This window comes from Acidovorax temperans, assembly GCF_006716905.1.
Lineage (GTDB): Bacteria > Pseudomonadota > Gammaproteobacteria > Burkholderiales > Burkholderiaceae_C > Acidovorax > Acidovorax temperans.
The window spans coordinates 272,163-296,994 of the sequence record NZ_VFPV01000002.1; the positions used below are offsets into that span (position 1 = coordinate 272,163).

Consider the following 24,832-nt stretch of genomic DNA (forward strand, 5'->3'; position numbering starts at 1 on the left):
GGCAGCCTTCAGGCACAATCACGCCCCCCGCCGCGCGCTTGTGCGCCAGTGCTTTTGTGGTGCCAATTGCTTCAATTTTGATAGCTGGTTGCGCTTGCCCAGTAAGCGCCAGACACCGATTTATTCAAGATACTTCCCATGACCAAAGACCTGGCCCGCCAACGTGAACTCCAACCCATGTCGCTGTGCGAGCCCTGCCAGGGCATCCAGCGCAACTGGCGCAAGGCACCGGGCCACCCCGAACTGGTGCAGCGCGGCAACCGCAAGGAAGACCGCCCGGGCGGCTCTGTCACCTTCACCCGCTACGTGTGCGACCGCTGCGGCACGGCGTGGGAATACGAAAACGACAAGAACAACCAGAAGGCGGGCTGGTCGGTCGTCGGGCGCTGAATTCGCGGGGCTTGAGGCCTTGCCCAGCCCCGCCCAGCGTGGCGGGGCAAGGCGCACGCTGCGGCGCGTGCAGGCTGCGCCCCGGCTCAGGCGCGCTTCGTCAGAACGACTCCCAATCGCTATCGCTTTGAGGCGCTGCCGCCGGGGCGCGCGCAGCCATAGCCTTGGGGGCCGATGTGCTGGTGGGCGCCGCAATGGCGCGCGCTGCTGGGGTGGGCGGGGTGGCCGCACCCGTGCGGGCCAGGGCCTTGCGCACCGGTGGCGCCACCGCTGCAGGCCGTGCCGGTGCTGCTACCGGCTTGGGGGCTGGCCGGTGCTGCGCCGCAGTCGCCTGCATCGCCCGGCTGTGCTGCTCGTCCATCTGGAACACCGCCACCGCCTCGACCAGGCCGTGGGCCTGCTGGTTCAGGCTGCTGGCGGCAGCGGCCATTTGTTCAACCAGTGCTGCATTTTGTTGGGTGGACTGGTCCAGCTGGGCCACCGCGCTGCCAATGTGGCTGATGCCGCTGCTTTGTTCGCGTGTGGCGGCGCTGATCTGGCTGATCAAATCGGCCACCCGCGTGACTTCATCGACGATCTCGGTCATCGCGCTGCCTGCGGTGTTCACGAGGCTGGAGCCTGTTTCCACGGTTTCCACGCTGGCCTCGATCAGCCCCTTGATCTCCTTGGCTGCCTGGGCGCTGCGCTGCGCCAGCGTGCGAACCTCGCCCGCCACCACGGCAAAGCCGCGGCCTTGTTCGCCCGCGCGGGCGGCTTCCACGGCGGCGTTCAGCGCCAGGATGTTGGTCTGGAAGGCAATGCCGTCGATCACGCTGATGATGTCGCTGATCTTGCGCGAGCTGGTGGTGATCTCGTTCATGGTGGTCACCACCTGGGTGACCACCGTGCCACCATGCTCTGCTGCCGCGCGTGCCTCGGCCGCGAGCTGGCTGGCCTGCTGCGCCGTGTCGGCGTTTTGCTTGACCGTGGCGGTCATCTCTTCCATGGACGAGGCGCTTTGCTGCAGGTTGCTGGCCTGCTGCTCGGTGCGGTGCGACAGGTCGGTGTTGCCCGAGGCGATTTCCAGCGAACCCGCCTCGATCGACGTGGCCGACGCGCGCACGCGGCTCACGATGTCTGCCAGTGCCGTCTGCATGTCGCCCAGCGACGCCAGAACGCTGTTGGCCGGTGCAGTGGCGGCTCCGGGGACCGGGCCCAGGTTGCCAGAAGCCACCCGCCGCGCGGCTGCGCGCAAGGCAATCGGGTCGGCGCCCAGCGAACGCATCAGGCTGCGGTGGATGAGCGTGGCCAGCACGATGGCCGCCGCCACTGCGCCCAGCGAGCACAGGATCAGGATCAGGCGCTTGGCGCTGAAGCGCTCGGCCGATTTCTCAATCTTTTGCGCGCCCGATGTGGCGATCAGGCGCGAATACTCGGTCGTGGTGCTGATGAGCTGCTTGAGCAGCGGCTGGCACTCTGCGTTCATGCGCGCAATGGCTTCATCCTTTTGCCCGGCCAGCGCCTTGGCCACGATGTCGAGCGCAACCGGGCCGTACCTGGCTTCGAGCTGGTCGATTTTGTCGAGCAGCGCGCGTTCTTCTGAAGACACCCCAGGCGTGCTGGCAACGGCTTTTTTGAGCATGCCCAGGCGCTCTTGCACCCGGTCGTGGGCGGCTTTGACCGCCGTGGTTTCGGCCTGGATGTCCTCGGGGCCATTGAGGATGATGAGGTTGCGTGCGGCAATAGCCCGGGCGCTGGCGGCTGCGTGCAAGTCACGGGCCAGCCCGCCGCGGCTGAATTCATCGCTGACGAAGCTGTCGAAATCGCGCTGGGATTCGCTCAGGCTGACCACCGACAGGGTGGACACCCCGATGATGATCGCCACCAGAATCGAGAAGGCAATCGTCAGCTTGCGGGTGAGGGAGAGGTGGTGGAAGTTCATCGGGAAGTCCGGTTTGCGGGAAGGAAGGGCGCTGTGCCCCGTGCATGCCGTGCTTCAGGGTGGGCCATGGTGGCGCACCTGGGCTGCGCAAGTAACCACTTCGGATTGTGCGCCGCCTGTGCGTTATTTGCACAGCCCTGGTGCATCGCTGGGCAAATCGCTCAAGCACTGAGGAGATGCTTGCAGCCGGCCTGCAGAGGCGCTAACCGCTCACCGCCGCTGGCGGGTGCCCACGCCGGGCTTTGGGCATGGGTGGCCTTGTGTGATGCAGGCCGTTCAGGGGGCATTTCCCAAAGGGTGAACAATTTGCTACATGTTTAATAGCTACTGGCGCATATCAGTTGGGCGTTAGAGGCCCAAAAGATGGCATAAACGCCTCGGGTGGCGTTCTCGGGCGCCCCTTTGCGGGCCACCGCCATCGCCTGTCTCTTGCCACCCCATGTTGACCTCTGCCCACGCGCCTACCCCGTCTCATCCGGCCTCGCCGCCGTCCGTTCCGCCGGGTGAGGAGCTGTTGGAATGGCGCCACCTTCAGTCCCACGATGTTCCACTGATCAGCCCCCGGGTGCGTTGGCTGCTGGCAGGCGGCCTGGCTGGCGTGGGCGCGCCAAAAGGCCTCTCGCCCAGAGCCCAGCCCGGCCTCCAACCTTTCCGCAACGCAGCAGCCGAGCGTGCCTTTGTTCAAAACCGCCCTGGCATTGGCGGCCGTGCTGTGGATGGCGTCGGTGGCCTTTGTCATCGAGCCCTTGCTGGTCCACTCCGCCCTGCTGGGCCGTGGTGACGCGTGGCGCACCCACCGCTTTGTCCTGTCCAGCGGCTGGGCCAAGCCCATGGGCGCGGAAGCCGCCCACATCCCTCCCATCGAGTTGCCCGGTGCGCAAAGCCGCGTGGCCTGGATAAAACCCGGCACCGAGGCCGAGCTGGCCACGCAGCAGGGCGTGCGCTGACCGCCCGGTGCGGCTGCCCGGCGCCACTGTCACACTGCATGCACCGCACTGTTCCAGCCGCCGCACTGTTGCGCTGGCCCGGTTGGCCCCATATTCACGCTATCGGCCGCCCGTTGGGGGTGGCGCATTCCACCAGGAGCCCTGCATGACATCGCCCACCACCGCTGCCACCGCCCCGCTGCCCGTGCTGCAAGCCCAGCCCCTGGGCCCGCTGTGGCCCACGATGGACCCCTTCCTTTTCTGCGCCCACCACGACGACGCCTACCCCGCAGGCGATGGCGCCTTTGCGCCCGCCGTGCCGCTGGAAGGCCGCCAGATCGGCAGCGACTTCAGCCGCAAGGACGGCTGGAGCATGTACCACGGCGAGACCGTGCCCGGCTTTCCGGGCCACCCGCACCGCGGCTTTGAAACGGTGACGCTGGTGCGCAAGGGGCTCATCGACCATGCCGATTCGCTGGGCGCAGCCGCCCGCTTTGGCGGGGGCGATGTGCAGTGGGTCACGGCGGGCAAGGGCATCCAGCATTCGGAAATGTTCCCGCTGCTCAACGCCACCGAGCCCAACCCGCTCGAACTCTTCCAGATCTGGCTGAACCTGCCCGCCCAAAGCAAGATGGTGGAGCCGCACTTCACCATGCTCTGGAACGAGCGCATTCCCCGCCTGCAGCACCGCGACGCCAACGGCCACCTGACCACCGTGACCGTGGTGGCCGGTGCGCTGCCCGGTGCCAACGCACCGCTGAGCCCGCCGCCCGAGTCCTGGGCATCCCAACCGGAAAGCGACGTGGCCATCTGGACGCTGCACCTGGAGCCCGGCGCACGCTGGACTTTGCCCGCCGCCACCGGCCAGGGCACGCGCCGCATGCTGTACTACTTTGTGGGCGACGGCCTGGCCGTGGGCCCGCAGGCCATCCGCGACCACGCGGCGCTGGAAGTGGTTGCCTCGCAACACTGGGAACTGGTCAACACCGGCACCACGGCCGTGGAATGCCTGCTGCTGCAAGGCCGCCCGATTGGCGAGCCCGTGGCGCAGTACGGCCCCTTTGTGATGAACACGCAGCAGGAAATCATGCAGGCCATGCAGGACTACCGCCGCACCCAGTTCGGCGGCTGGCCCTGGGCAGAGAGCGACCCGGTGCACGGGCCTGAGGCGCGGCGCTTTGCGCGTTACCCGGGGCAGACGCAGGACGAGGTGCCCAGCCCAGTGGCGGCGCCTGGGATGGCCTGCATCACTCCCTGCGATCCGCGATAGCGCGGTCTCGGGCGGTCCGCTGTGTTGCTTTTCTTGCCAATAGCCGGGCTATTGGCTGCAAAAAGCGCCTTGCGGCCCATCCCGATCCGCACTATCACCGACTCGCGAAGGTGATACAGGACATCCCTTGGAGGAAAATCGGGCGCATGAACATCACCAAAGACTCCGCCGTCACCCTGACCTACAAGGTGACCACGCCCCAGGGCAAGCCCCTGGATTCGGGCAACCTGGCCTACCTGCACGGTGGCTACGAAAACATCTTCCCCAAGGTGGAAGCCGCGCTGGAAGGCCAGGCCGTGGGCTTTGCCACCACGCTGGACCTGGCGGTGGAAGACGCCTTTGGCGCGCGCGACGAGAGCCTGGTGCGCACCATTCCCAAGAGCGAGTTTCCGCCCGGCGTGAAGGTGGGCGGCCAGCTGCAAGGCGTGGGCAACGACGGTCAGCCCGCCGTGTTCAACGTGGTCAAGATCAAGGGCCCTGAAGTGCATCTGGACGGCAACCACCCCCTGGCGGGCCAGGCGCTGAAGTTCAGCTGCAAGGTCACGGCCGTGCGGGCAGCCACCGCTGAAGAAATTGCCCACCGCCATGTGCATGGCGCGCACGGGCACCAGCATTGATGCCAGGGTTTGCTGGCTGAGTCGTTGACGCGAATCCAGCCCACCGCCACCCCGCTGTAGCCCTTGTTGGGCATCAGCCGGGTGGCTTTTTTACGCCCGCGTTTCCTTGCCCGCGATGCGCCTGCGCGGCACGGAGGCTTCGGCCTCCACCATCTTCGCGCTGCGCTCGTGCGCGGTCTGCGCCAGTTCGGTGATGAGCGCGGCCTCAGGCAGGTTGTGCCAGTAGCGCGTGGGCATCTCCTTTTTCATCATGGTGAGCTTGAGCCGCGCGGGGTTGAAGATGTGGCGGTAGTAGGTGAGCCACAACGCCTCGCCCGCGTCGGGCGGTGGCGCGTCGCTGCGCTGCGCGCCGGGGCCAGTGTGCAGCTGCTGACCGTCCCAGCGCACGCTGGCGTCGGGCGTGAGGATGGCCCAGCGCATCTGCGTGAAGCGGCGGGTGAAGAAGCCCGCGTTGGCCTCGGAGATGTAGTGGTCGGGCTCGAACCAGGCCATGTGCAGGGTGTTGCCATCCGGCTCCACCACGGGCCGAAAGCGCACAAAGGCGTGCATCTTGTGCATGTCGCGCCGCACGGCGCGCACCATGTGGTGGGCCTGCATGCGGTCTGCGTCCAGCGGGTCGTGCCGCGCTGCTCTTGCCATATCGCCGCCTTGCGCCATGCGCCAGAGCAGGCGGTACATCAGCGCAAAGCGGGCGGGGTCGCGGTGCAGGATGAGCTGCTCGCACAGGCGCACAAAGTCGGGGGGGACGCGCAGCGGGGGCGCATCGGGGGCTGGCGGTGGCAGGGCGTTGTGCCTGGCGGCCTCTGGAGCAAACAGATCTTCAGCGGCATCGGCCTGGCAGCGCCAGTCCACGGCTTGCGGGGGCACGTGGGCTTGCACCAGGGCGCGTGCGGCGGTGCGAAAGCCTTGCCAGTCGGTGGGGTGCTCCAGCGTGATGGTGTTGCGCTGCATGTGTTCCGCTCCGGCTCAAAACAGGCTGCGTTGCACCGGCGGCGGCGCCAGGTGCGCAGCCAAATCAGCAGCCTCCAAAGCCCGGCCGGGGCGGTAGTCGGCCGCCTCCACAAACGGCAGCACCTTTTTGAGCGGCACATGCAGCCGCGCCAGGTCGGCATGCCGCAGGCGTCGCACGCGGCGGGCGGCCAGCAGACGGTCTACCGTCTGCACACCAAAGCCTGGCACGCGCAGCAGCAGCTCGCGCGGGGCGGTGTTCAGGTTCACCGGAAAACGCTCGCGGTGCGCCAGCGCCCAGGCCAGCTTGGGGTCCATGTCCAGCGCCAGCATGCCCACCTGAGAGGGGGGAACGATCTCATCGTGGGTGAAGCCGTAAAAGCGCATCAGCCAGTCGGCCTGGTACAGCCGGTGCTCGCGCACCGTGGGCGGCGCGGCCAGCGGCAGGGCGCGCGCGGCGTCGGGGATGGGGCTGAAGGCCGAGTAGTACACCCGCCGCAGCCGGTGCGTGCCGTACAGCCGTGCGCTGGTGGCGAGGATGGTGCGGTCGTCCGTCGCATCGGCCCCCACGATCATCTGCGTGCTTTGCCCGCCGGGCGCAAACAGCGGCGCGCTGGCCCGGCGCGTGGTGCGCGATTGCGGCATCGACACGATGGCCTGCGCGGCTTGCTCCTTGCGCGCCGCGCGCGATTCGCCAATGTGCACCGCCATGCGGGCCATGGATCGGTCGATGGCGGCGCTGTTTTTCTCGGGCGCCAGCGCCTGCAGGCCTTCGGCGGTGGGCAGCTCGATGTTGATCGACAGCCGGTCCGCATAGCGGCCCGCGCGCTGCATCAGCTCGGGCGACGCGTCGGGGATGGTCTTGAGGTGGATGTAGCCGCGAAAGTCATGCTCCTCGCGCAGCACGCGGGCCACCTCCACCACTTGCTCCATGGTGTAGTCGGGGCTCTGGATGATGCCGCTGGAGAGGAACAGCCCTTCGATGCAGTTGCGGCGGTAGAAATCGAGCGTGAGCTGCACCACCTCATCGACCGTGAAGCGCGCGCGGGGCACGTTGCTGGTCACGCGGTTCACGCAGTACAGGCAGTCGTACTGGCAGAAGTTGGTGAGCAAAATCTTGAGCAGCGAAATGCAGCGGCCATCGGGCGCATAGCTGTGGCAGATGCCCATGCCTTCGGTGGACCCCAAGCCGCGCCCGCCCACCGAGTTGCGCGGCGCAGCGCCGCTCGATGCGCAGGATGCGTCGTACTTGGCCGCATCGGCCAGGATGGCGAGTTTGGATTGCAGGTTCACTGTATGAATTTAAGGGGTATCTATTTAGCTCCAGTGGCATCAGAATAGCTGGATGGAAACCCAGATGCTAACGCCAACTCCTGGACGGGGCTACCCCCGCACCTGGAACGAATTTCTTGACTGGTTTGCCACCGAAGAGGCTTGCCAGGCGTTCCTGGAGAAGCTTCGGTGGCCCCAAGGCTTCGTCTGCCCGCGTTGCGGCAACGCTGGCGATGTGTACCGCGCCAGCCGCACCCGCCTGATGTGCCGCTCATGCCAGTACCAAGGCACAGTGACATCTGGAACCATCTTTGACAAGACGCGCACACCGCTGCGTGTCTGGCTGGCTGCAGCTTGGTACCTGACCAATCAGAAACAAGGCGTGAGCGCCCTGGGGCTGCAGCGCGTATTGGGTTTGGGGAGCTACCAGACCGCCTGGACCATGCTGCACCGGTTTCGACGTGCCATGGTCCGCCCGGGCCGGGACAAGCTCAAGGGGCTTGTGGAGGTGGATGAAACGTACCTGTCCATCACGGATCGCAAGAATCCCGCCACCCCTGCAGGGCGCAAGAGCAGCACCACCAAAGTGTTGATGGTCATGGCGGTGGAGATCGTGGAGCCCAAGGGGTTTGGGCGCATCCGGTTACGCCGCATTGACCGAGACGCCGCCACCCACGTAATCCCCTTTGTGCAGGAGGTGGTCGAGCCTGGAGCCCAGGTACGCACGGATGGTTCGGCGGCATACCGCGCTCTGGGAGAACTGGGTTACACCCACCAGCGCACCGTCATGCTCGGCTCAGGCGTACCTGCCCATGTCTCCATGGCGGGAGTGCACCGGGTCGCCTCACTGGTACAGCGCTGGGTGCTGGGAACACATCATGGCTCTGTACAGCCAGACCACCTGGACGCCTATCTCGATGAATTCGTGTTCCGTTTCAACCGGCGCACATCCAACTCACGCGGGATGCTGTTTTACCGCTTGCTGCAGCAAGCGGTGGTTACGCCGCCAGTGACGTATGGGGATGTCGTGAGCAAGAACACCGGGGAGAGCCAATCGGATACCATTGCTGGATGAAATCACAGTATCAACGGGGCTGCTGGAGCTAAATAGATACCCCTTATGAATTTACAGTGAATGCAATGCCTGACGCCAGCCTGGGGAAAATCCAGTGGAGTTTTTTACTCCTGAATTGATAGCTGCTTGCGCTTGCCCAATGAGCGCTGGGGCCAAAAAGGCTTCAAATGGATGCGCTCAGGCTCTTTCTAATGCCATGGCCGTCTTTGAACAGGTTCTCACTGCCCAGCCGCCTTCCGGTCACGTCGCAATGCTCCCCGCAACAACCGTGTGGCCCGGTCCCGCAGCCCCGCTGGCTTGCCCGGCCGCACCGGGTGATCCTTGGCGTGGGCGCAGGCGGCCAGGAAGTCGTTCAGAATTGCGGTGTCGTCCAGCGTGTCCGAGCCCAGCTTGTGGAACTCGGGGTGCCACTGCGTGGCGGCGATGTAGCCGCGGCCCGGTGCGGGTTTGACGCGGATGGCTTCGGGCACGCCGTCAGGCTCGCTCAGGGCTTCGACCACGAAGTCGGGCGCCACGCGCTTGATGCCCTGGTGGTGGATGCTGTTGACGCGGGCGCGGGGCAGGTTGGGGTAGAGCTGTGCCAGGCGCGAATCGGGCACGATCTGGATGTCGTGGAAATGCTGGTCGTAGGCCACGGCGTTGCGGTGCTGCAGTGCGCCGGGGTGCTGGGTTTCGATGTCCTGGTACAGCGCGCCGCCAAAGGCCACGTTGATGAGCTGCAGCCCCCGGCACACGCCAAAGATGGGTTTGCCCACCTCGGCAAAGGCCTTCACCAGCGCCAGGTCGTAGATGTCGCGCACGCGGTCGCCAATCCATTCCTCGCGCAGGGGTTCTTCGCCATAGTTGCCGGGCCACACATCGGCGCCACCGTGCATCACCACGCCATCCAGCCATTCGGCGTAGTGCTGCAGGGTGACGTCGCCGCGCGCCGTCTCGCCCGTGGGGCAGGGCACCATCACCACCATGGCCCCGGCGGACATGAGCCAGTGCGCGATGGACTGCTCGACGTATTGCAGTGTTTTGTTGGTGAACAGTGGGCGGGTGGGATCCGCGTGTTGAAAGCAGGCCGACAGGCCGATCTTGAGGCGGGGTGCGTTGGGCATGGGCAGCGGGTGGGGTGCGCGGGCGGTGGGTGCGCACAGGCCAGCCTCTGTTGTAGCACCGCCCTTGCCGCAGCGGTGTAGGAAAGTGTCGGCTTTGCGCGGCTCCCGCAGGCCTTCACCCGCCCTCTGAAGGGGCTCCTTGGGTATTTGAATGAAATTGGGCTCTTCTAGGGGCTGTTGAGAATCAAGCACCACGGCTCGGAGGGCTGTGATGCAATAGGCGCATGAGCATTCGATGGGTACTGACAGACGAGCAATGGGCCAAGATGGAGCCTCAATGCCTTGGCAAGCCAAGTGATCCTGGACGCAGCGGCACAGACAACCGCCGCTTCGTTGAGGCAGTGCTGTGGATTGCCCGCACAGGCAGCCCCTGGCGAGACCTGCCGCCAGAGTTCGGCAAGTGGAACACGGTGTTCAAACGCTTTAGAGACTGGGTTAAGGCCGATGTGTTCCAACGTCTGTTCGATGCAGTGAGCGAGCAGCCGGACATGGAATATGCGATGGTGGATGCCACGATTGTGAAAGTGCATCGGCACGGCCAGGGGGCAAAAGGGGGACTTCGGGCCAGGCCATAGGCCACTCGAGGGGCGGCATGACCACGAAGATACTGGCGCTGACGGATGCATTGGGCAATCTGGTGAAGTTCGTCTTGATGCCAGGGCAGCGCCACGACACCAAAGGGGTCAGAGAGCTGATTGCCGATGTGCGCTTTGATGCCTTGCTTGCCGACAAGGCCTTCGATGTGAATTGGCTGATCCAGGAGTTGGGTAAGCGCGGGGCGCAGGTGGTGATCTCACAGATGCCCCGCAGGAGAGCGCCACTGGAGATTGATCGGGAGGTCTACAAATGGCGCCACTTGATCGAGAACTTCTTTTGCAAGCTCAAGGAGTTCAAACGTATCGCAATGCGCAGCGACAAGACCGATAGCAGCTTCGCAGCGATGATCTATCTCGCAGTTGGGGTTATCAACTCTCGCTGATTCTCAACACGTCCTAGCGAATGCTAGTGTGGTGTCTCAAAAGTAAGCATCAAATAATAGAGCTCGCTGCCCGCGCCACAGATGCCAAGATGGTGTCCGCACTTTTATGCCACACGAACGGCTTGGGATCCTCGTTGTGACGATCAATGTATTCCCGTATGGATTGCTCCAGCTGAGCAACGCTGGTGTGGGCGCTGCGCTTGATCCACTGCTCGCTGATCTGGCTAAAGAAACGCTCGACCAGATTGAGCCAGGACGCTGAGGTGGGCGTGAAGTGAACGTGGTAGCGAGGATGGGCTGCTAGCTACCAAAAGGAGGCCCCCCGGCTCTGCCGGGGAGGCAGTAGAAGTTTGACTTTTCAGGAGGTTGTCCACCGTAGAGACTTTCAATCGTGAGCCGCCAAGCAAACGAAAGGAAGAAACACGATGGACAAGTATGAAAGTTTGAGTCACACGGCCTGGGATTGCAAATATCACGTGGTCTTCATCCCCAAGTGTCGAAGGCGAACGCTGTACAAGCAGCTACGCGAACACCTGGGTGAGGTATTCAGAAAGTTGGCCGCGCAAAAGGAATGCAGGGTTGAAGAGGGGCATCTGATGCCCGATCACGTGCACATGATGCTGTCGATCCCACCGAAGTACTCGGTGTCGCAGGTGGTGGGCTTTATCAAAGGCAAGAGCGCAATCCACCTTGCGCGGGTGTACGGAGAGCGAAAGCGCAACTTCGTGGGTCAGCACTTCTGGGCGCGAGGGTACTTCGTCTCGACGGTGGGACGCGACGAAGCGGTGATACGGGAGTACATCCGAAACCAGGAGAAGGAAGACGAGAGGTTGGACCAACTCGGTCTATGGAGGTGAGTAGCCACCGATAGGTGGCCCCAAGAATGAGGGGCCGCGTTAGCGACCCCTTACAGCCGCTTTGAGCGGCTCACATCCCGAATGCCCCCGGCTTTGCCGGGGGATGGTTACCCAGGCCCGCACTGCCTGCGTCTTGTGCGTGCCGTAGTTGTCCATGATCAGGTGGATGTCTTGTTCGCCAGGCACCGCTGCATCGATGGCTTTGAGGAACTGCAGGAATTCCACACTGCGGTGACGGCGCTTGAGCTGTCCTATGACTTTGCCAGTGGCCACATCCAGCGCTGCAAACAGCGACGTTGTGCCATGGCGCTTGTAATCGTGCGTGCGCGTGCTGGGTTTGCCAAACGTCAGTGGTAACCCTGGTTGGGTGCGATCCAGAGCCTGGATCTGGCTCTTCTCGTCCACGCACAGCACCAAGGCGCGATCGGGTGGTGCCATATACAGCCCCACCACATCCCGTACCTTGTCCACGAAATGGGGATCCGTCGATAGCTTGAAGGTTTCTTGCAGGTGCGGCTTCAGCCCAAAGGCATGCCAGATGCGCTGCACCGTCGCGGGCGATACGCCAGCGTGCCGACTCATCTGGCGCACGCTCCAGTGCGTGGCGTTGTCAGGCTTGCTCTGGCGAACCTTGTCCACAATGAGCTGAACCTGCTCGTCGCCCACACTGCGCGGGCGGCCAGCGCGCGGGGCATCGGTCAAACCCGCCAGACGATACGCCCGGTAGCGCCGCCGCCACTTGGAGACAGTTTGCACCGTCGTGCCCAAGCGTTGGGCAATCATGGTGCCTGACTCCCCATCTGCGCAGCCCAGCACGATTCGCATGCGCAGCTTCTCGTCCTCGGGCGCTTTGCGTACGCGCAGTCGCGCATGCAGCTCTGCGCGCTCGGCATCGGTGATCTGCAGCTTCGTGGCGGGGCGTCCAGGGTGGGCCATCAGCGTAGTCTCCTATAAGGAAGCTGATTCGACCAACACCGGTCAAAATAGTTCTATCTATTTTTGAGACACCACACTAGTGATGCACTCGATAAATGTCGTACGTCGAAATCGTCGTTTACAGACGTGCGGCGATTTCCATCACTACTATTCGCTAGAAGAGCCTGAAATTGGCACCTGGCGCTTATTGGGTAAGCGCTGGCAGCTATCAAAATAGTAGCGTTTCAGTCAGGCGGAGGCGAGCTCTTTGGCCTCTTGGGCCGTTTGCGCTGTTTGCAGCACGGTGCCTGGTCGCGCCAGCAGCGGGTGCAGTTGCACCACCTGGCCCACCATGATGAGGGCAGGCGGCTGCACCTTCTCGGCCACGGCCAGGGCGGGCAGGGTGGCCAGGGTGGCTGTGAGGCAGCGTTCGGTGGGCAGGGTGGCGTTTTCCACCACGGCGGCGGGGGTGTCGGCAGGCAGGCCGTGGGCGATGAGCTGGCTGCAGATGGCGGGCAGGGCGCCCACGCCCATGTAGATCACCACGGTTTGGCGAGGGCGGGCCAGCAGTTCCCAGTCCAGCCCCACGGTGCGGTCTTCGCGCAGGTGGCCGGTGGCAAACACCAGGGTGCAGGCGTGGTCGCGGTGCGTGAGCGGAATGCCCACCGACGCGCCCGCGCCTTGCGCCGCGGTGATGCCGGGCACCACGTCAAAGCCAATGCCGGCCTCGGCCAGGGCCTGCACTTCCTCGCCCCCTCGGCCAAAGATGTAACCGTCGCCCCCCTTGAGGCGCACCACGTTGCGGCCACTGCGCGCCAGGCGCACCATCAGCTCGATGATCTGCTCCTGCGGCAGGGTGTGACGGGATGATTCCTTGCCCACGTAGATGCGCTCGGCGCCGGGCGCAATGCAGTCCAGCACGGCAGGGCCGACCAGGTGGTCGTACAGCACCAGCGTGGCGGTCTGCAGCGCCCGGTAGGCCTTGCGGGTGAGCAGCTCCGGGTCGCCAGGGCCCGCGCCCACCAGCGTGACATGACCCACGGGGGAAACCACGGGCGCAGTGGGGCCTTCTCCTGCGGGCTGGTCTGCCGCTGCAGCGCCCGGGGCGGTGTTCTGGAAGCTCATCGTGGATCTCGTTGTGTGGTGGGAACAGGCCCGATGTTTAAACGCAATGCCCGGCCCGACCTTGACTTAGTTCAAGGTCGGCGCTTCCAACACGCGAGAGGATGCGTCCATTGAAGGCGGTTGCCGCAACCTGTGTTGCGCGCCCCACGCTCCCACGGTGACGACATGACACACATCCCCCGCTTTTTCCGGCCCGGCCCGTGGCGCGCCGCGCTGCTGCGCTGCTGCCTGCTGGGGTGGGTGGGCTGGGCGGCCGCAGGCGCTGCCCTGGCGCAGCCTGCGCCAGCGCCCGTCCCTGTCCCCGCCCCCAGTGCAGAGCGCCAAAGCGCCCTGGTGCGCATGGTGCGGCAAGACTGCGGCTCTTGCCACGGCATGCGGCTGACGGGGGGGCTGGGCCCCGCCATCACCCCCCAGGCGCTGGAGGGCAAACCCCTGCTGTCCATGGCCTCGACCATCTACGGCGGTCGCCCCGGCACCCCCATGCCGGGCTGGAGCGCCATGCTCACCCTCGAAGAAGCCCACTGGGTGGCCCAGCAGCTGGCCGAGGGCTTTCCTGAAGAATCCCGGAGACCTGCGCGATGAACCCACCCGCCTTCCAGCCCCTGCAACGCCGTGGGCTGCTGACCCTGATGGCCTCGGCCCCCCTGTGGGCCAGTGGCTGCGCCGCCCTGGCCGATGGCCGCGCTGCGGAAGCATCACCAGCCGCCCTGCGTGGCACCGGCGACCTGGGCGTGGTCATCCAGCGTGCCCGGGGCGCCATCACGGTGGTCAACACCAGCGACCGCTCGCTGCTGGGCGAAATCACCGGGCTGGGCGATCTGTCGCACGCCTCGGTAGTGTTCTCGCGCGATGGCCGCTACGCCTACGTGTTTGGCCGCGATGGCGGCCTCACGCAGGTGGACTTGCTGCGCGAACGCATCGTGCACCGCGTGATGCAGGCCGGCAACTCGATTGGCGGGGCCGTGAGTGCCGACGGCACGCTGGTGGCCGCCCAGAACTACGTGCCCGGCGGCGTGAAGGTGTTTGACGCAAAAACCCTGGAGCTGCTGGCCGACCTGCCCGCCACTTATGGAAACGGGCAGCGCTCGCGCGTTGTCGGCCTGGTGGACCTGCCTCAGCGCCGCTTTGCCTACAGCCTGTTCGATGCCGATGCGATCTGCATTGCCGATTGCTCCGACCCCACCCGCCCCCGCGTGCACACCCTCGAAGGCATTGGCCGCCAGCCTTATGACGCGCTGGTCACGCCCGATGGCCGCCACTACATCGCCGGCCTGTTCGGTGAAGACGGCCTGGCCATGGTGGACCTGTGGGAGCCCCAGCCCAAGGTGCGGCGCATTCTGGCGGGCTATGGCCGAGGCCAGCAGCCTTTGCCGGTGTACAAAATGCCGCACCTGCGCGGCTGGGCCGTGGCCGGGCGCCACGCCTACCTGCCCGCCATTGGCCGCCATGAGGTGCTGGTGGTGGACACCACCACCTGGCAAGAGGTGGGCCGCATCCCCGTGGCGGGCCAGCCCGTGTTCGTGATGGCCCGGCCCGATGGCCGCCAGGTGTGGGTGAACTTTGCCGTGCCCGATTACGACCGGGTGCAGGTCATCGACACCCCCAGCCAGCGCGTGGTGGACACGCTGCGGCCCGGCAAGGCCGTGCTGCACATGGAATTCACACCCCGTGGCGATACGGTGTGGATCAGCTGCCGCGATGACCACCTGGTGCGCGTCATCGACACTGCCACGCGCCAGACCCTGGCCACGCTGGCGGTGGACGCCCCCAGCGGCATCTTCTTTACCTCGCGTGCCCAGCGCATGGGGTTCTGACATGCAGGCCGTGCCCGACCCTGCTGCGCCTGCCCTGGGCAGCACCGGTTTCCAACCCAGCCCCGCGCAGCGCCTGTCGCTGCTCAACGCGTGGCAGCGCGGCTTTCCGCTGTGCGACGAGCCCTTTGCCGTGGTGGGCGCGGCGCTGGATTTATCTGCCGCGCAGGTGCTGCAGGCCTACCGCCAGCTGGCGCAAGAAGGCGCGCTCAGCCGCATTGGCGCGGTGTTTGCGCCGGGCAGCGGCGGTGCTTCCATCCTCTCAGCCATGGCGGTGCCGCCCGAGCGGCTCGAAGCCGTGGCCGCCGTGGTGTCGGCCCACCCGGGCGTTAACCACAACTACGAACGGGAGAATGCCTACAACCTGTGGTTCGTGGTCACCGGCCCCAGCGCCGCCCAGGTGGAATGCACCATCGCCAGCCTGGAGGCGGACACCGGCCTCACGGCGCTGCGCCTGCCCATGCTGCAGCCCTACCGGATCGACCTGGCGTTTGACCTCTCGTCCGAGCTGACCACCGGCCCGCAACATGCCGCCCAGGTGGGCAGCTGCGCCCTGCAGCCCCCGCAGGTGGCGCCCCGCGCCCAGCTGGCCGATGCCGACTGGCCCTTGGCGGCCTTGGCCGAAGCCGGCCTGCCCCTGGTGGCCCAGCCCTATGCCCAGTGGGCGCAGGCCCTGGGCACCACCACCGCGCAGGTGCAGGCCACCTTGCAGCAGTGGTTGCACACCGGGGTACTCAGCCGCTTTGGCGTGGTGGTGCGCCACCACGAGCTGGGCTTTGCCGCCAATGCCATGACGGTGCTGGATGTGCCCGACGACGAAGTAGACGCCGCCGGCCGCGCCCTGGCCGCCCAGCCTGGCGTGACGCTGGCCTACCGCCGCGCCCGCGCGCCCGGCTGGCGCTACAACCTGTATTGCATGGTGCACGGCGCACACCGGCAGGCGGTGGAGCAGGTGGTGGCCAGCGCCCTGGAGCGCAGCGGCCTGGCCCACCAGCCCCACGCCGTGCTGTTTTCGCGCCGCCGTTTCAAGCAGACGGGCGGGCGCCGGTTTGCCGCCGCAGCCCCCATCGCGCAAGGAGTGGCCCATGCCCTGCCTTGAAGACCTGCGGCTCATGGCCTACCTGCACGGCGGCTTTCCGCTGGTGGACGAGCCCTACGCCGCCGTGGCCCAGGCGCTGGGCACCACCGAGCAGGACGTGCTGCAGCGGCTGCAGCGTTTGCTGGATGACGGTTACCTCACCCGCTTTGGCCCGCTGTTCCAGATTGAACGCGCAGGCGGGCAATTTGTGCTGGCCGCGCTGTCAGCCCCCGAAGCGCAATTTGACGCCGTGACTGCACAGGTCAACGCCCTGCCCGAGGTGGCCCACAACTACCGGCGTGAACACGCGCTGAACATGTGGTTTGTGGTGGCCGCCGAATCGCCCGCGCAGGCCACCCAGGTGCTGCAGCGCATTGAAGACACCACGGGCCTGAAGGTGCACGCTTTTCCCAAGGAGCGCGAATACCGCGTGGAGCTGCGCCTGCCGCTGCTGCCCCCCGGCGAAACGCTGCCCCCACCGCTGGAGGTGCCCCATGGCGCTGGATGCGTTTGACCGCGCGCTGATCGCCGCCACCCAGGCCGGCCTGCCCCTGGTGCCCCGCCCGTATGACGCCGTGGGCGCCACCCTGGGCGTGAGCGGCGAGCGCGTGCGCCAGCGGCTGGCCGAACTGCTGCACACCGGCCTGGTGCGCCGCATTGGCGCCGTGCCCCACCACTACAAACTGGGCTTTACTGCCAACGGCATGAGCGTGTGGGACGTGGACGATGCCGAAGTGGACGCCCTGGCCCGCCAGGTGGCCGAGCTGCCGGGGGTGAGCCACTGCTACCTGCGCCCGCGCAGCCTGCCGGTGTGGCCCTACAACCTGTTCGCCATGCTGCATGGGCGCAGCCGTGATGAAGTGGCCGAGCAGGCCGCCCAACTTGCCCAACTGCTGGGGCCGCACTGCCGCCAGCACGACATTCTGTATTCCAGTGCGGTGCTCAAAAAAACAGGCCTGCGCCTGAAGGAAGACTGACCATGTTTCGCATCAGCCAATACATGCGCGAGCTGGCAAAAGCCGAAGCCACGGGCCAATACCCCGTGGTGCGCGACCGCAAGGCCACTGGCCCGGTCGTGATCTGGAACCTGATCCGCCGCTGCAACCTCACCTGCAAACATTGCTACGCCCTGTCGGCCGACCACGACTACGCGGGCGAGCTGGGCACGCAAGAGGTTTACACGGTGATGGACGACCTGCGCGCTTTCGGCGTGCCCGTGCTCATCCTCTCGGGCGGCGAGCCCTTGATGCGCGCCGATCTGTTCGACATTGCCGCCCGCGCGCAGGGCATGGGCTTTTACATCGGCCTGTCCACCAACGGCACGCTGATTGACGAGCCCATGGCCGACCGCGTGGCCGCTGCCGGTTTTGACTACGTGGGCATCAGCCTGGACGGCCTCAAGCCCACGCACGACAAATTCCGCCGGCTGGACGGTGCGTTTGACCGCAGCCTGGCCGCCGTGCGCTTCCTGGGCGCGCGGGGCGTGAAGGTGGGCCTGCGCTTCACCATGACGTCCATGAACGCGCACGACCTGCCCGCACTGCTGGCGCTGATGCGCGAAGAGGGCGCGCAGAAGTTCTACTTCTCGCACCTCAACTACGCCGGGCGCGGCAACATCCACCGGGGCAAGGACGCGCATTTCACCGCCACCCGCGAGGCGCTGGACCTGCTGTTCGAACGCGCCTGGCAAGCCGCACTGGACGGGCTGGACGAAGACTACGTGACCGGCAACAACGATGCCGACGGCGCCTACCTGCTGCAGTGGGTGCAGCGGCGCCTGCCCCGCTGGCACGCCGATCTGCGCGCGCGCCTGCAGGCTTGGGGCGGCAACTCCAGCGGCGTCAATGTGGCCAACATCGACAACCTGGGCCATGTGCACCCCGACACCATGTGGTGGCACCACGACCTGGGCAGCGTGCGCGAGCGGCCGTTCTCGGCCATCTGGGCTGACACCAGCGACCCGCTCATGGCAGGCCTCAAGGCCCACCCCCGGCCGGTGGAAGGCCGCTGCGCGCAATGCCGCTACTTCAGCCTGTGCGGGGGCAACACCCGCGTGCGCGCCCAGCAGCTCACCGGCAACCCCTGGGCTTCTGACCCCGGCTGCTACCTGACGGACGAAGAAACCGGCACCGAGCACCTGGCCGTGGCCGAACCTGCGGCCCCGCACCCCGTGCACTTCATGGAGGTGAGCCATGCGCAGTAACCGCCTGACCCGCACCGTGCGCGTGCTGGCCCTGTGCGCTGCGGGCCTGCTGGCCGCTTCAGGGGCCGCGCTGGCGCAGACTTCTGCGCCCGCCGCCTCCACCGCTGCGGTGCCTGATGCTCCTGCCCTGTACCAGCAGCACTGCGCCGCGTGCCACGCGCCCCAGCGCACCGGCGCCATGGGCCCGGCCCTGCTGCCCGAAAGCCTGGAGCGCGTGCGCCCCGCCGAGGTGCTGCGCGTGATTGGCCAGGGCCGCACCGCCACGCAAATGCCCGGCTTTGCTGGCACGCTGAGCGCCGCCGAAATCCAGGCCCTGGCGCAGTGGGTGCGCAGCCCGGTGCAACCCGCGCCCACCTGGGGCGATGAGGACATTCGCGCATCGCGCGTGGCCACCCCCGCACCGGCCGATGAGCCCGCCAAGCCCGTGTGGTCTGCCGACCCCATGAACCTGTTTTTGGTGGTGGAGGGGGGCGACCACCATGTGTCGCTGCTCGATGGCGACAAGTTTGAAGTCATCACCCGCTTTGCCAGCCGCTACGCCCTGCATGGTGGCCCCAAGTTCACGCCCGACGGGCGCTATGTGTTCTTTGGCTCGCGCGATGGCTGGATCACCAAGTACGACCTGTGGCGCCTGCGTGTCGTGGCCGAGGTGCGTGCGGGCCTGAACATGCGCAACGTGGCCGTGAGCGGCGACGGCCGCTGGGTGATGGCGGCCAACTACCTGCCGCGCAACGCCGTGCTGTTCGATGCCGACCTGAACCTGGTGCGCAACTACCCCGCCACTTCGCTCGACGGCAAGCAGGCCTCGCGCGTGTCGGCGGTGTACGACGCCACGCCGCGCCGCAGCTTCGTGGTGGCCCTCAAGGACGTGCCCGAGCTGTGGGAGATTTCGTACGACCCGGCGGCCGAGCCCATCCATGACGGCTATGTGCACGACTACCGCATGGGCGAGTCGATTGCCAAGCCGGGCTTCCAGGGCGTGCGCCGCACCCCGCTGGAGGAGCCGCTGGACGACTTCTTCTTCGACCAGACCTACACCTACGTGCTGGGCGCCACGCGGCCCCGCCAGTCTGCACAAGCCGAAGGTGCCACCGCCCAGGTGGTGAACCTGAACATCCGCCGCAAGGTGGCTGACCTTCCCATTGCCGGCATGCCGCACCTGGGCTCGGGCATCACCTTTGCCTGGAACGGCACCACCGTGCTGGCCAGCCCCAACCTGCAGGGCGGCGTCATTGACGTGGTGGACATGAAGAGCTGGAAGCCCGTGCGCACCATTGCCACGCCTGGCCCCGGCTTCTTCATGCGCAGCCACGAAAACACGCCGTTTGCCTGGACCGATTCGATGATGAGCCCCTCGGGCAAGGACACCCTCACCATCATCGACAAGCGCACGCTGGAGGTGGTGGCCAAGGTGCGCGAGCCGGGCAAGACGCTGGCGCACATCGAGTTCACCAAAGACGGGCGCTACGCCCTGGCCAGCGTGTGGGAGATGGACGGCGCCGTGGTGGTGTTCGATGCGCAGACCTTCAAGGAAGTCAAGCGCCTGCCCATGAGCAAGCCCGTGGGCAAGTACAACGTGTGGAACAAGATCACGCGCAGCGAAGGCACCTCGCACTAGCCTCCTTGGCGCGCGTTGACGGTTGCACTCAGCGCGACTGGAACACCGCCACCGCGGTTCTGCGCACCAGATCGAGCGCGGCCTTTTGCACCTGGGTGGATGGCCGCTGCAAGCTGGTGGCCAGCGACAGCGCAATGCGCAGCGGCGGGGTGCCAATGGCCTGCGCGGTGTAGGCCGAGGGGCGCGGCGAGTTGAGCAGCGCGTTGCGCGACAGCACGGCGCAGCCAGCGCCATCGGCCACCAGGTCGAGGATGGCAGACACGCCATCAATCTCCAGCGCCACCTGCGGGGTGCAGCCAATCTGGGCCATTTCTGATTCCACATGCATGCGGATCGCGTTGGGCCGGGTGGGGATGACCAGGGGCAGTTGGGCCACCTCGCTCAGTGCGATGGGGCCGAGGGGCGGGTCTTCCAGCAGGCCCGGCGGGCGGGCCCGCACCAGCACCAGGTCTTCGTCCAGCAGGTGCGCCACATCGGTTTCGCGCGAGGGCTGGGCGTTGTAGAGCACCACCAGGTCCAGGTGGCCGCTGTTCAGCCCGCCCAGAATGGCGCCCGACAAACCTTCGCTGATGGACAGGCGCACTTCGGGCAGCTCGTGGCGGAAGGCGCGGGTCAGCGGAACCGTCATCACACGCGCCACGCTGGTGGGCAGGCCAATGGCCACGCGCCCGGCCAGCGCACCGCGGACCCGGCCCAGCTCTTCGCGCGCCCGCTCCACCTGGTGCAGGATGCCGCGCCCATGCTCCAGCAGCACCTTGCCCGCCTCGGTGGGCACTGCGCCGCGCCCATTGCGCACCAGCAGGTTCTGGCGCAGCTCCACCTCCAGCAGGCGCACCTGGCGGCTCAGGGCGGGCTGGGCAATGTTCAGCACCACGGCAGCCCGAGTGAAGCTGCCGAGCTCTGCCACGCGCACGAAGTATTCGATTTGTTTCAAGTCCATGGGCTCTCCAGGGAGGCTGCGGCGGGTCGGCAGCTATGGTTATTGGAATACCTGCCATTTGGCCATCACAGAATGGTATATCTGGTAGTGGCTTGGCACGCTGTCGCACGGGCCGCGCCATGACCACAATCAAGCTTTTTCACGGGTCAGGCAGGCGCCACAGCGCCTACCCCGGCCGCACCGCATCCACAGGACCCACATGGCTACCCCCCTCCAAGGCATTTCGTCCATGGCCACCCGCCAGGTGCTGGCAGAGCTGGTGGCTGCCTATGCGCAGCAATCGGCCGACCCGGTGCACATCGAATCCGTGGGCGGGGTGGATGCCGCCCGGCGTGTGCAGGCGGGTGAGGCGTTCGACGTGGTCATCCTTGCCTCTGACGCCATCGACCGGCTCGTGGCCTCGGGCCATGTGCGTGCCGACAGCAAGGTCGATCTGGTGCGTTCCGGCGTGGCGGTGGCAGTGCGCGAAGGTTCACCCGTGCCCGACCTGGGCTCGGAAGACGCCGTGCGCCGCGCCGTGCTGGCGGCCCGCAGCCTCAGCTATTCCACCGGCCCCAGTGGTGTGGCGCTGGCTCGGCTGTTCGAGCGCTGGGGCATTGCGCAAGAGATTGCGCCCCGCATCGTTCAGGCCCCACCGGGCGTACCCGTGGGCACGCTGGTGGCGCGCGGCGAGGTGGAGCTGGGCTTTCAGCAGCTGAGTGAATTGCTGCACGTGCCAGGCATCACGCTGGCCGGGCCGCTGCCAGAGCCCATCCAGATCACCACCACCTTCACTGGCGCGGTGGCCACAGCCGCCGCCCAGCCCGCGGCCGCGCAGGCGCTGCTGGCCTTCATGGCGTCTCCACAGGCAGCGCCTGCCAAACGCCGCCAGGGCATGGAGCCCGCCTAGCCAAGCGCTTGCCCGACACACCGATCCCAAGCATCCAAGGAGCCCTCACATGAGCCTCATCATCGATTGCCACGGCCACTACACCACGGCCCCCAAGGCGCTGGAGAACTGGCGCAACGCGCAGATCGCCGGCATCAAAGACCCAGCGGCCATGCCCAAAGTGGCCGACCTGAAGATCAGCGATGACGAGCTGCGCGAGTCCATCGAGACCAACCAGCTCAAGCTGATGAAAGAGCGCGGCAGCGACATCACGCTGTTCAGCCCCCGCGCCAGCTTCATGGCCCACCACATCGGTGACTTCAATGTCTCCAGCACCTGGGCGGCCATCTGCAACGAGCTGTGCTACCGCGTCTCCACGCTGTTCCCCGACCACTTCGTGGCCGTGGCCATGCTGCCGCAAAGCCCCGGCGTCGATCCCGCCACCTGCATCCCCGAGCTGGAAAAGTGCGTGAAGGAATATGGCGCCGTCGGCATCAATCTGAACCCCGACCCCTCGGGCGGCCACTGGACCAGCCCCCCGCTGACCGACAAGCACTGGTACCCCATCTACGAAAAAATGGTGGAGTACGACCTGCCCGCCATGATCCACGTGAGCACCAGCTGTAACGCGTGCTTTCACACCACGGGCGCGCACTACCTGAACGCCGACACCACGGCCTTCATGCAGCTCATCCAGGGCGATCTGTTCAAGGACTTCCCCACGCTCAAGTTCCTGATTCCGCACGGCGGCGGCGCAGTGCCCTACCACTGGGGCCGCTTCCGCGGGCTGGCGCAGGAGATGAAGAAGCCCCTGCTGCAAGAGCACTTGCTGAACAACGTGTTCTTTGACACCTGCGTGTACCACCAGCCGGGCATCGACCTGCTCAACACCGTGATCCCGGTGAAGAACGTGCTGTTTGCCAGCGAAATGATCGGCGCGGTGCGCGGCATTGACCCCACCACCGGCCACTACTACGACGACACCAGGCGCTACATCGAGGCCAGCACCATTCTGAGCGCCGAGGACAAGCACCAGATCTACGAAGCCAACACGCGCCGTGTGTTCTCCCGACTCGATTCACGCCTGAAGGCAAAGGGGCTCTGACATGTTTGAACTAGGCGTTGTCTACCGCAACATCACCCGCGCCGACCGCGTAGCCGCCGATGGCCTGGCCGCCCTGGGTTCGGCCACCGTGCACGAAGCCATGGGCCGCGTGGGCTTGCTCAAGCCCTACATGCGCCCCATCCAGAGCGGCGTGCAGGTCAGCGGCACGGCCGTCACCGTGTTGCTGCACCCGGGCGACAACTGGATGCTGCACGTGGTGGCCGAGCAGATCCGGCCCGGCGACATCGTGGTGGCCGCCGTCACAGCCGAGTGCACCGATGGCTACTTTGGCGACCTGCTGGCCACGTCCTTCCAGGCGCGCGGCGCGCGGGCGCTGATCATCGACGCGGGTGTGCGCGATGTGAAGACGCTGCAGGAGATGAACTTCCCTGTGTGGAGCAAGTGCATATCCAGCAAGGGCTGCATCAAGGAAACCCTGGGCTCGGTGAACATCCCCGTGGTGTGCGCCGGCATGCTGGTCACGCCGGGGGATGTGATCGTGGCAGACGATGACGGCGTGGTCTGCGTGCCCGCTGCCCGCACGGTGCAGACGCTGGAAGCCGCGCAAAAGCGCGAGAGTTTGGAAGGCGAAAAGCGCGCCAAGCTGGCCAGCGGCGTGCTGGGGCTGGACATGTACCAGATGCGTGAGCCGCTGCAAAAGAAGGGCCTGCGCTACATCGACTGACCCGGCTGTCTGCGAGAAATTTTCAGTAGAAAAGGCCTATAGCGCTTATGAGTAAAGCGCAAGCAGCTATCAAATTAATAGTAATTACATCAAGGAGACATCCCGTGGCAACTTTCGCAACCCTGAACCGCCGCACCGCCGCCCTGGCTGTGGGCCTGGCCGCCACCCTGGGGTTGGCGCCCCAGTGGGCGGCCGCGCAGCAGTTCCCCACCAAGCCTGTGCGCATCATCACCCCCTTCCCGGTGGGGGGCGGCCCCGATGGCGTGGCGCGCCTGGTGGCCGACAAGCTCTCCAAAACCTGGGGCCAGTCGGTGGTGGTGGAAAACCGCCCCGGCGGCAACGGCTTCATTGCGATCGATGCCTTCAAGCGCGGCGCCAAGGATGGGCATGACCTCATCGTGCTCGACAACGTGCACCTGGCCGCCTACCCCAGCCTGTTCAAGAAGCTGCCCTACGACACAGCCAAGGATTTCGACCCTCTGCTGCCGCTGTTCCGCACCTACTTCTTCTTCACCGTGGGCACCAACAGCCCCTACAAGACCGTGGCCGATGTGGTGGCCGACGCCAAGGCGCGCCCCGGCAAACTCAACTACGGCTCGTGGTCGGTGGGCAACCCGGTGCACCTGGGCTCCGAGCTGTTCGAGAGCATGACCGGCACGCAGATGGAGCATGTGATCTTCAAGGAAACCACACAGCTCTACACCTCGGTTTCCACAGGCGACATCAACTTTGCGATGGGCAGCGCCGCCACCGCAGGCCCGCTGTACCGCGCTGGCAAGCTGCGCCTGCTGGCCCTGGCCGCGCCCCAGCGCTCGCCTGAGTTCCCCGACGTGCCCACCGTGGCCGAATCCGGCGGCCCCAAGGACTTTGCCGTGACCGGCTGGAACGCCATTGCCGTGCCGCCCGGCCTGCCCGCGGCCGTCACCGACAAGATCAAGCGCGACATCGAGCAGGCCCTGACCGGCCCCGACGTGACGGAGAAGTTCAAGACCTTTGGCTACGAATCCTTCCCCACCACGCGTGCGCAGTTCGACCAGTTCGTCAAGGACGAAGCCAAGCGCTTTGGCGACGTGATCCGCCAAGCCAACGTCTCGCTCGACTGACCCCGCCACCGCCCACCCGCCAG

General features: G+C 66.1%; 23 protein-coding genes and 3 pseudogenes. 18 read left to right on the forward strand and 8 right to left on the reverse strand.

Annotation, left to right across the window (positions count from 1 at the left end; genetic code table 11):
- The first annotated feature begins 138 nt into the window (after positions 1-138).
- Positions 139-390 carry a hypothetical protein gene (locus tag BDD18_RS09330; protein ID WP_044400742.1) on the forward strand — a complete coding sequence of 84 codons (252 nt, stop codon included), beginning with the start codon at positions 139-141 and terminating at the stop codon, positions 388-390.
- A 100-nt stretch (positions 391-490) separates the two neighbouring features.
- Here the strand turns inward: BDD18_RS09330 and BDD18_RS09335 are convergent, their stop codons facing one another.
- Complete coding sequence (locus BDD18_RS09335; protein WP_142082882.1) at positions 491-2,311, reverse strand: methyl-accepting chemotaxis protein; 1,821 nt, start codon at positions 2,309-2,311, stop codon at positions 491-493.
- Between the two features lie 671 nt (positions 2,312-2,982).
- Here BDD18_RS09335 and BDD18_RS09340 point away from each other — a divergent pair.
- The 3 genes from BDD18_RS09340 (at position 2,983) to BDD18_RS09350 (ending at position 5,124) form a co-directional block, all read left to right on the forward strand.
- A complete protein-coding gene (locus BDD18_RS09340; RefSeq protein WP_142082884.1) occupies positions 2,983-3,258 on the forward strand; it encodes a hypothetical protein in 276 nt (91 codons plus the stop codon).
- A gap of 145 nt (positions 3,259-3,403) precedes the next feature.
- Positions 3,404-4,507, forward strand: a complete 1,104-nt coding sequence (locus tag BDD18_RS09345) for a pirin family protein (protein WP_142082885.1) — start codon at positions 3,404-3,406, stop codon at positions 4,505-4,507.
- A 146-nt stretch (positions 4,508-4,653) separates the two neighbouring features.
- On the forward strand, positions 4,654-5,124 hold the full coding sequence (locus tag BDD18_RS09350) for an FKBP-type peptidyl-prolyl cis-trans isomerase (RefSeq protein WP_044397661.1): 471 nt from the start codon (positions 4,654-4,656) through the stop codon (positions 5,122-5,124).
- A 90-nt stretch (positions 5,125-5,214) separates the two neighbouring features.
- Here the strand turns inward: BDD18_RS09350 and BDD18_RS09355 are convergent, their stop codons facing one another.
- Both BDD18_RS09355 and BDD18_RS09360 read right to left on the reverse strand, forming a co-directional pair.
- Positions 5,215-6,075: a TIGR03915 family putative DNA repair protein gene (locus BDD18_RS09355; RefSeq protein WP_142082886.1), complete on the reverse strand. Its 861-nt coding sequence runs from the start codon at positions 6,073-6,075 to the stop codon at positions 5,215-5,217.
- A gap of 15 nt (positions 6,076-6,090) precedes the next feature.
- Positions 6,091-7,365, reverse strand: a complete 1,275-nt coding sequence (locus BDD18_RS09360; RefSeq protein ID WP_142082888.1) for a putative DNA modification/repair radical SAM protein — start codon at positions 7,363-7,365, stop codon at positions 6,091-6,093.
- A gap of 52 nt (positions 7,366-7,417) precedes the next feature.
- Between BDD18_RS09360 and BDD18_RS09365 the strand changes: the two genes are divergently transcribed.
- Complete coding sequence (locus tag BDD18_RS09365) at positions 7,418-8,419, forward strand: IS1595-like element ISCsp2 family transposase (RefSeq protein WP_142082889.1); 1,002 nt, start codon at positions 7,418-7,420, stop codon at positions 8,417-8,419.
- 218 nt (positions 8,420-8,637) lie between these two features.
- Here the strand turns inward: BDD18_RS09365 and BDD18_RS09370 are convergent, their stop codons facing one another.
- The gene (locus BDD18_RS09370; protein ID WP_066784549.1) at positions 8,638-9,522 is read right to left on the reverse strand and encodes a gamma-glutamyl-gamma-aminobutyrate hydrolase family protein; all 885 of its coding nucleotides are present in this window, start codon (positions 9,520-9,522) and stop codon (positions 8,638-8,640) included.
- Positions 9,523-9,788: 266 nt separating this feature from the next.
- Here BDD18_RS09370 and BDD18_RS09375 point away from each other — a divergent pair.
- A pseudogene (locus BDD18_RS09375) lies at positions 9,789-10,501 on the forward strand (IS5 family transposase).
- 49 nt (positions 10,502-10,550) lie between these two features.
- Here the strand turns inward: BDD18_RS09375 and BDD18_RS09380 are convergent.
- Positions 10,551-10,805, reverse strand: a pseudogene (locus tag BDD18_RS09380) (IS630 family transposase); the annotation flags it as partial.
- A gap of 121 nt (positions 10,806-10,926) precedes the next feature.
- On the opposite strand from BDD18_RS09380, the gene tnpA reads away from it, so the two are divergent.
- Positions 10,927-11,358, forward strand: coding sequence for an IS200/IS605 family transposase (gene tnpA, locus BDD18_RS09385; protein WP_026437438.1), 432 nt, complete (start codon positions 10,927-10,929; stop codon positions 11,356-11,358).
- 105 nt (positions 11,359-11,463) lie between these two features.
- Here the strand turns inward: tnpA and BDD18_RS09390 are convergent.
- Both BDD18_RS09390 and cobA read right to left on the reverse strand, forming a co-directional pair.
- Positions 11,464-12,294 (reverse strand): annotated as a pseudogene (locus BDD18_RS09390) (IS630 family transposase); the annotation flags it as partial.
- 228 nt (positions 12,295-12,522) lie between these two features.
- Positions 12,523-13,398, reverse strand: a complete 876-nt coding sequence (gene cobA / locus BDD18_RS09395) for a uroporphyrinogen-III C-methyltransferase (protein ID WP_082758768.1) — start codon at positions 13,396-13,398, stop codon at positions 12,523-12,525.
- Between the two features lie 165 nt (positions 13,399-13,563).
- On the opposite strand from cobA, the gene BDD18_RS09400 reads away from it, so the two are divergent.
- Genes BDD18_RS09400 through BDD18_RS09430 form a run of 7 tightly spaced genes read left to right on the forward strand, consistent with a single transcriptional unit; the run spans position 13,564 to position 20,108 of the window.
- Positions 13,564-13,980: a c-type cytochrome gene (locus BDD18_RS09400; protein ID WP_338071802.1), complete on the forward strand. Its 417-nt coding sequence runs from the start codon at positions 13,564-13,566 to the stop codon at positions 13,978-13,980.
- A 20-nt stretch (positions 13,981-14,000) separates the two neighbouring features.
- A complete protein-coding gene (locus BDD18_RS09405) occupies positions 14,001-15,212 on the forward strand; it encodes a cytochrome D1 domain-containing protein (protein ID WP_142084018.1) in 1,212 nt (403 codons plus the stop codon).
- The gene (gene ahbB, locus BDD18_RS09410) at positions 15,190-16,308 is read left to right on the forward strand and encodes a siroheme decarboxylase subunit beta (RefSeq protein WP_244939050.1); all 1,119 of its coding nucleotides are present in this window, start codon (positions 15,190-15,192) and stop codon (positions 16,306-16,308) included. Before BDD18_RS09405 ends, ahbB (BDD18_RS09410) begins: the two co-directional genes overlap by 23 nt.
- Positions 16,295-16,801, forward strand: a complete 507-nt coding sequence (locus BDD18_RS09415) for an Lrp/AsnC family transcriptional regulator (protein ID WP_142082892.1) — start codon at positions 16,295-16,297, stop codon at positions 16,799-16,801. The genes ahbB (BDD18_RS09410) and BDD18_RS09415 overlap by 14 nt, the downstream gene beginning before the upstream one ends.
- The gene (ahbB, locus tag BDD18_RS09420) at positions 16,782-17,264 is read left to right on the forward strand and encodes a siroheme decarboxylase subunit beta (protein ID WP_066694061.1); all 483 of its coding nucleotides are present in this window, start codon (positions 16,782-16,784) and stop codon (positions 17,262-17,264) included. The genes BDD18_RS09415 and ahbB (BDD18_RS09420) overlap by 20 nt, the downstream gene beginning before the upstream one ends.
- 2 nt (positions 17,265-17,266) lie before the next feature.
- Positions 17,267-18,490, forward strand: coding sequence for a heme d1 biosynthesis radical SAM protein NirJ (gene nirJ, locus BDD18_RS09425; RefSeq protein ID WP_142082894.1), 1,224 nt, complete (start codon positions 17,267-17,269; stop codon positions 18,488-18,490).
- Positions 18,480-20,108 carry a nitrite reductase gene (locus tag BDD18_RS09430; protein WP_142082896.1) on the forward strand — a complete coding sequence of 543 codons (1,629 nt, stop codon included), beginning with the start codon at positions 18,480-18,482 and terminating at the stop codon, positions 20,106-20,108. The genes nirJ and BDD18_RS09430 overlap by 11 nt, the downstream gene beginning before the upstream one ends.
- A gap of 28 nt (positions 20,109-20,136) precedes the next feature.
- On the opposite strand, the gene BDD18_RS09435 is transcribed toward BDD18_RS09430, so the two are convergent.
- A complete protein-coding gene (locus BDD18_RS09435; protein ID WP_142082897.1) occupies positions 20,137-21,048 on the reverse strand; it encodes a LysR substrate-binding domain-containing protein in 912 nt (303 codons plus the stop codon).
- 199 nt (positions 21,049-21,247) lie between these two features.
- Between BDD18_RS09435 and BDD18_RS09440 the strand changes: the two genes are divergently transcribed.
- The 4 genes from BDD18_RS09440 (at position 21,248) to BDD18_RS09455 (ending at position 24,809) form a co-directional block, all read left to right on the forward strand.
- Entirely contained in the window at positions 21,248-21,937 is a 690-nt protein-coding gene (locus BDD18_RS09440) for a substrate-binding domain-containing protein (RefSeq protein WP_211360736.1), read from the forward strand.
- Positions 21,938-21,986: 49 nt separating this feature from the next.
- Positions 21,987-23,021 carry an amidohydrolase family protein gene (locus tag BDD18_RS09445; RefSeq protein ID WP_142082899.1) on the forward strand — a complete coding sequence of 345 codons (1,035 nt, stop codon included), beginning with the start codon at positions 21,987-21,989 and terminating at the stop codon, positions 23,019-23,021.
- 1 nt (position 23,022) lies between these two features.
- Entirely contained in the window at positions 23,023-23,706 is a 684-nt protein-coding gene (ligK, locus tag BDD18_RS09450) for a 4-carboxy-4-hydroxy-2-oxoadipate aldolase/oxaloacetate decarboxylase (protein ID WP_142082901.1), read from the forward strand.
- A gap of 104 nt (positions 23,707-23,810) precedes the next feature.
- The gene (locus tag BDD18_RS09455) at positions 23,811-24,809 is read left to right on the forward strand and encodes a Bug family tripartite tricarboxylate transporter substrate binding protein (protein ID WP_244939051.1); all 999 of its coding nucleotides are present in this window, start codon (positions 23,811-23,813) and stop codon (positions 24,807-24,809) included.
- Positions 24,810-24,832 lie beyond the last annotated feature (23 nt).

Coding starts and splice junctions, on each gene's coding strand:
- ahbB (WP_066694061.1), top strand. CDS start 16,782: ATGGCGCTGGATGCGTTTGACCGCGCGCTGATCGCCGCCACCCAGGCC.
- BDD18_RS09335 (WP_142082882.1), bottom strand. CDS start 2,311: ATGAACTTCCACCACCTCTCCCTCACCCGCAAGCTGACGATTGCCTTC.
- nirJ (WP_142082894.1), top strand. CDS start 17,267: ATGTTTCGCATCAGCCAATACATGCGCGAGCTGGCAAAAGCCGAAGCC.
- BDD18_RS09330 (WP_044400742.1), top strand. CDS start 139: ATGACCAAAGACCTGGCCCGCCAACGTGAACTCCAACCCATGTCGCTG.
- BDD18_RS09415 (WP_142082892.1), top strand. CDS start 16,295: ATGCCCTGCCTTGAAGACCTGCGGCTCATGGCCTACCTGCACGGCGGC.
- cobA (WP_082758768.1), bottom strand. CDS start 13,398: ATGAGCTTCCAGAACACCGCCCCGGGCGCTGCAGCGGCAGACCAGCCC.
- BDD18_RS09435 (WP_142082897.1), bottom strand. CDS start 21,048: ATGGACTTGAAACAAATCGAATACTTCGTGCGCGTGGCAGAGCTCGGC.
- ligK (WP_142082901.1), top strand. CDS start 23,023: ATGTTTGAACTAGGCGTTGTCTACCGCAACATCACCCGCGCCGACCGC.
- BDD18_RS09400 (WP_338071802.1), top strand. CDS start 13,564: ATGACACACATCCCCCGCTTTTTCCGGCCCGGCCCGTGGCGCGCCGCG.
- BDD18_RS09365 (WP_142082889.1), top strand. CDS start 7,418: ATGGAAACCCAGATGCTAACGCCAACTCCTGGACGGGGCTACCCCCGC.
- BDD18_RS09350 (WP_044397661.1), top strand. CDS start 4,654: ATGAACATCACCAAAGACTCCGCCGTCACCCTGACCTACAAGGTGACC.
- BDD18_RS09370 (WP_066784549.1), bottom strand. CDS start 9,522: ATGCCCAACGCACCCCGCCTCAAGATCGGCCTGTCGGCCTGCTTTCAA.
- BDD18_RS09445 (WP_142082899.1), top strand. CDS start 21,987: ATGAGCCTCATCATCGATTGCCACGGCCACTACACCACGGCCCCCAAG.
- BDD18_RS09345 (WP_142082885.1), top strand. CDS start 3,404: ATGACATCGCCCACCACCGCTGCCACCGCCCCGCTGCCCGTGCTGCAA.
- BDD18_RS09355 (WP_142082886.1), bottom strand. CDS start 6,075: ATGCAGCGCAACACCATCACGCTGGAGCACCCCACCGACTGGCAAGGC.
- BDD18_RS09440 (WP_211360736.1), top strand. CDS start 21,248: ATGGCTACCCCCCTCCAAGGCATTTCGTCCATGGCCACCCGCCAGGTG.
- tnpA (WP_026437438.1), top strand. CDS start 10,927: ATGGACAAGTATGAAAGTTTGAGTCACACGGCCTGGGATTGCAAATAT.
- BDD18_RS09430 (WP_142082896.1), top strand. CDS start 18,480: ATGCGCAGTAACCGCCTGACCCGCACCGTGCGCGTGCTGGCCCTGTGC.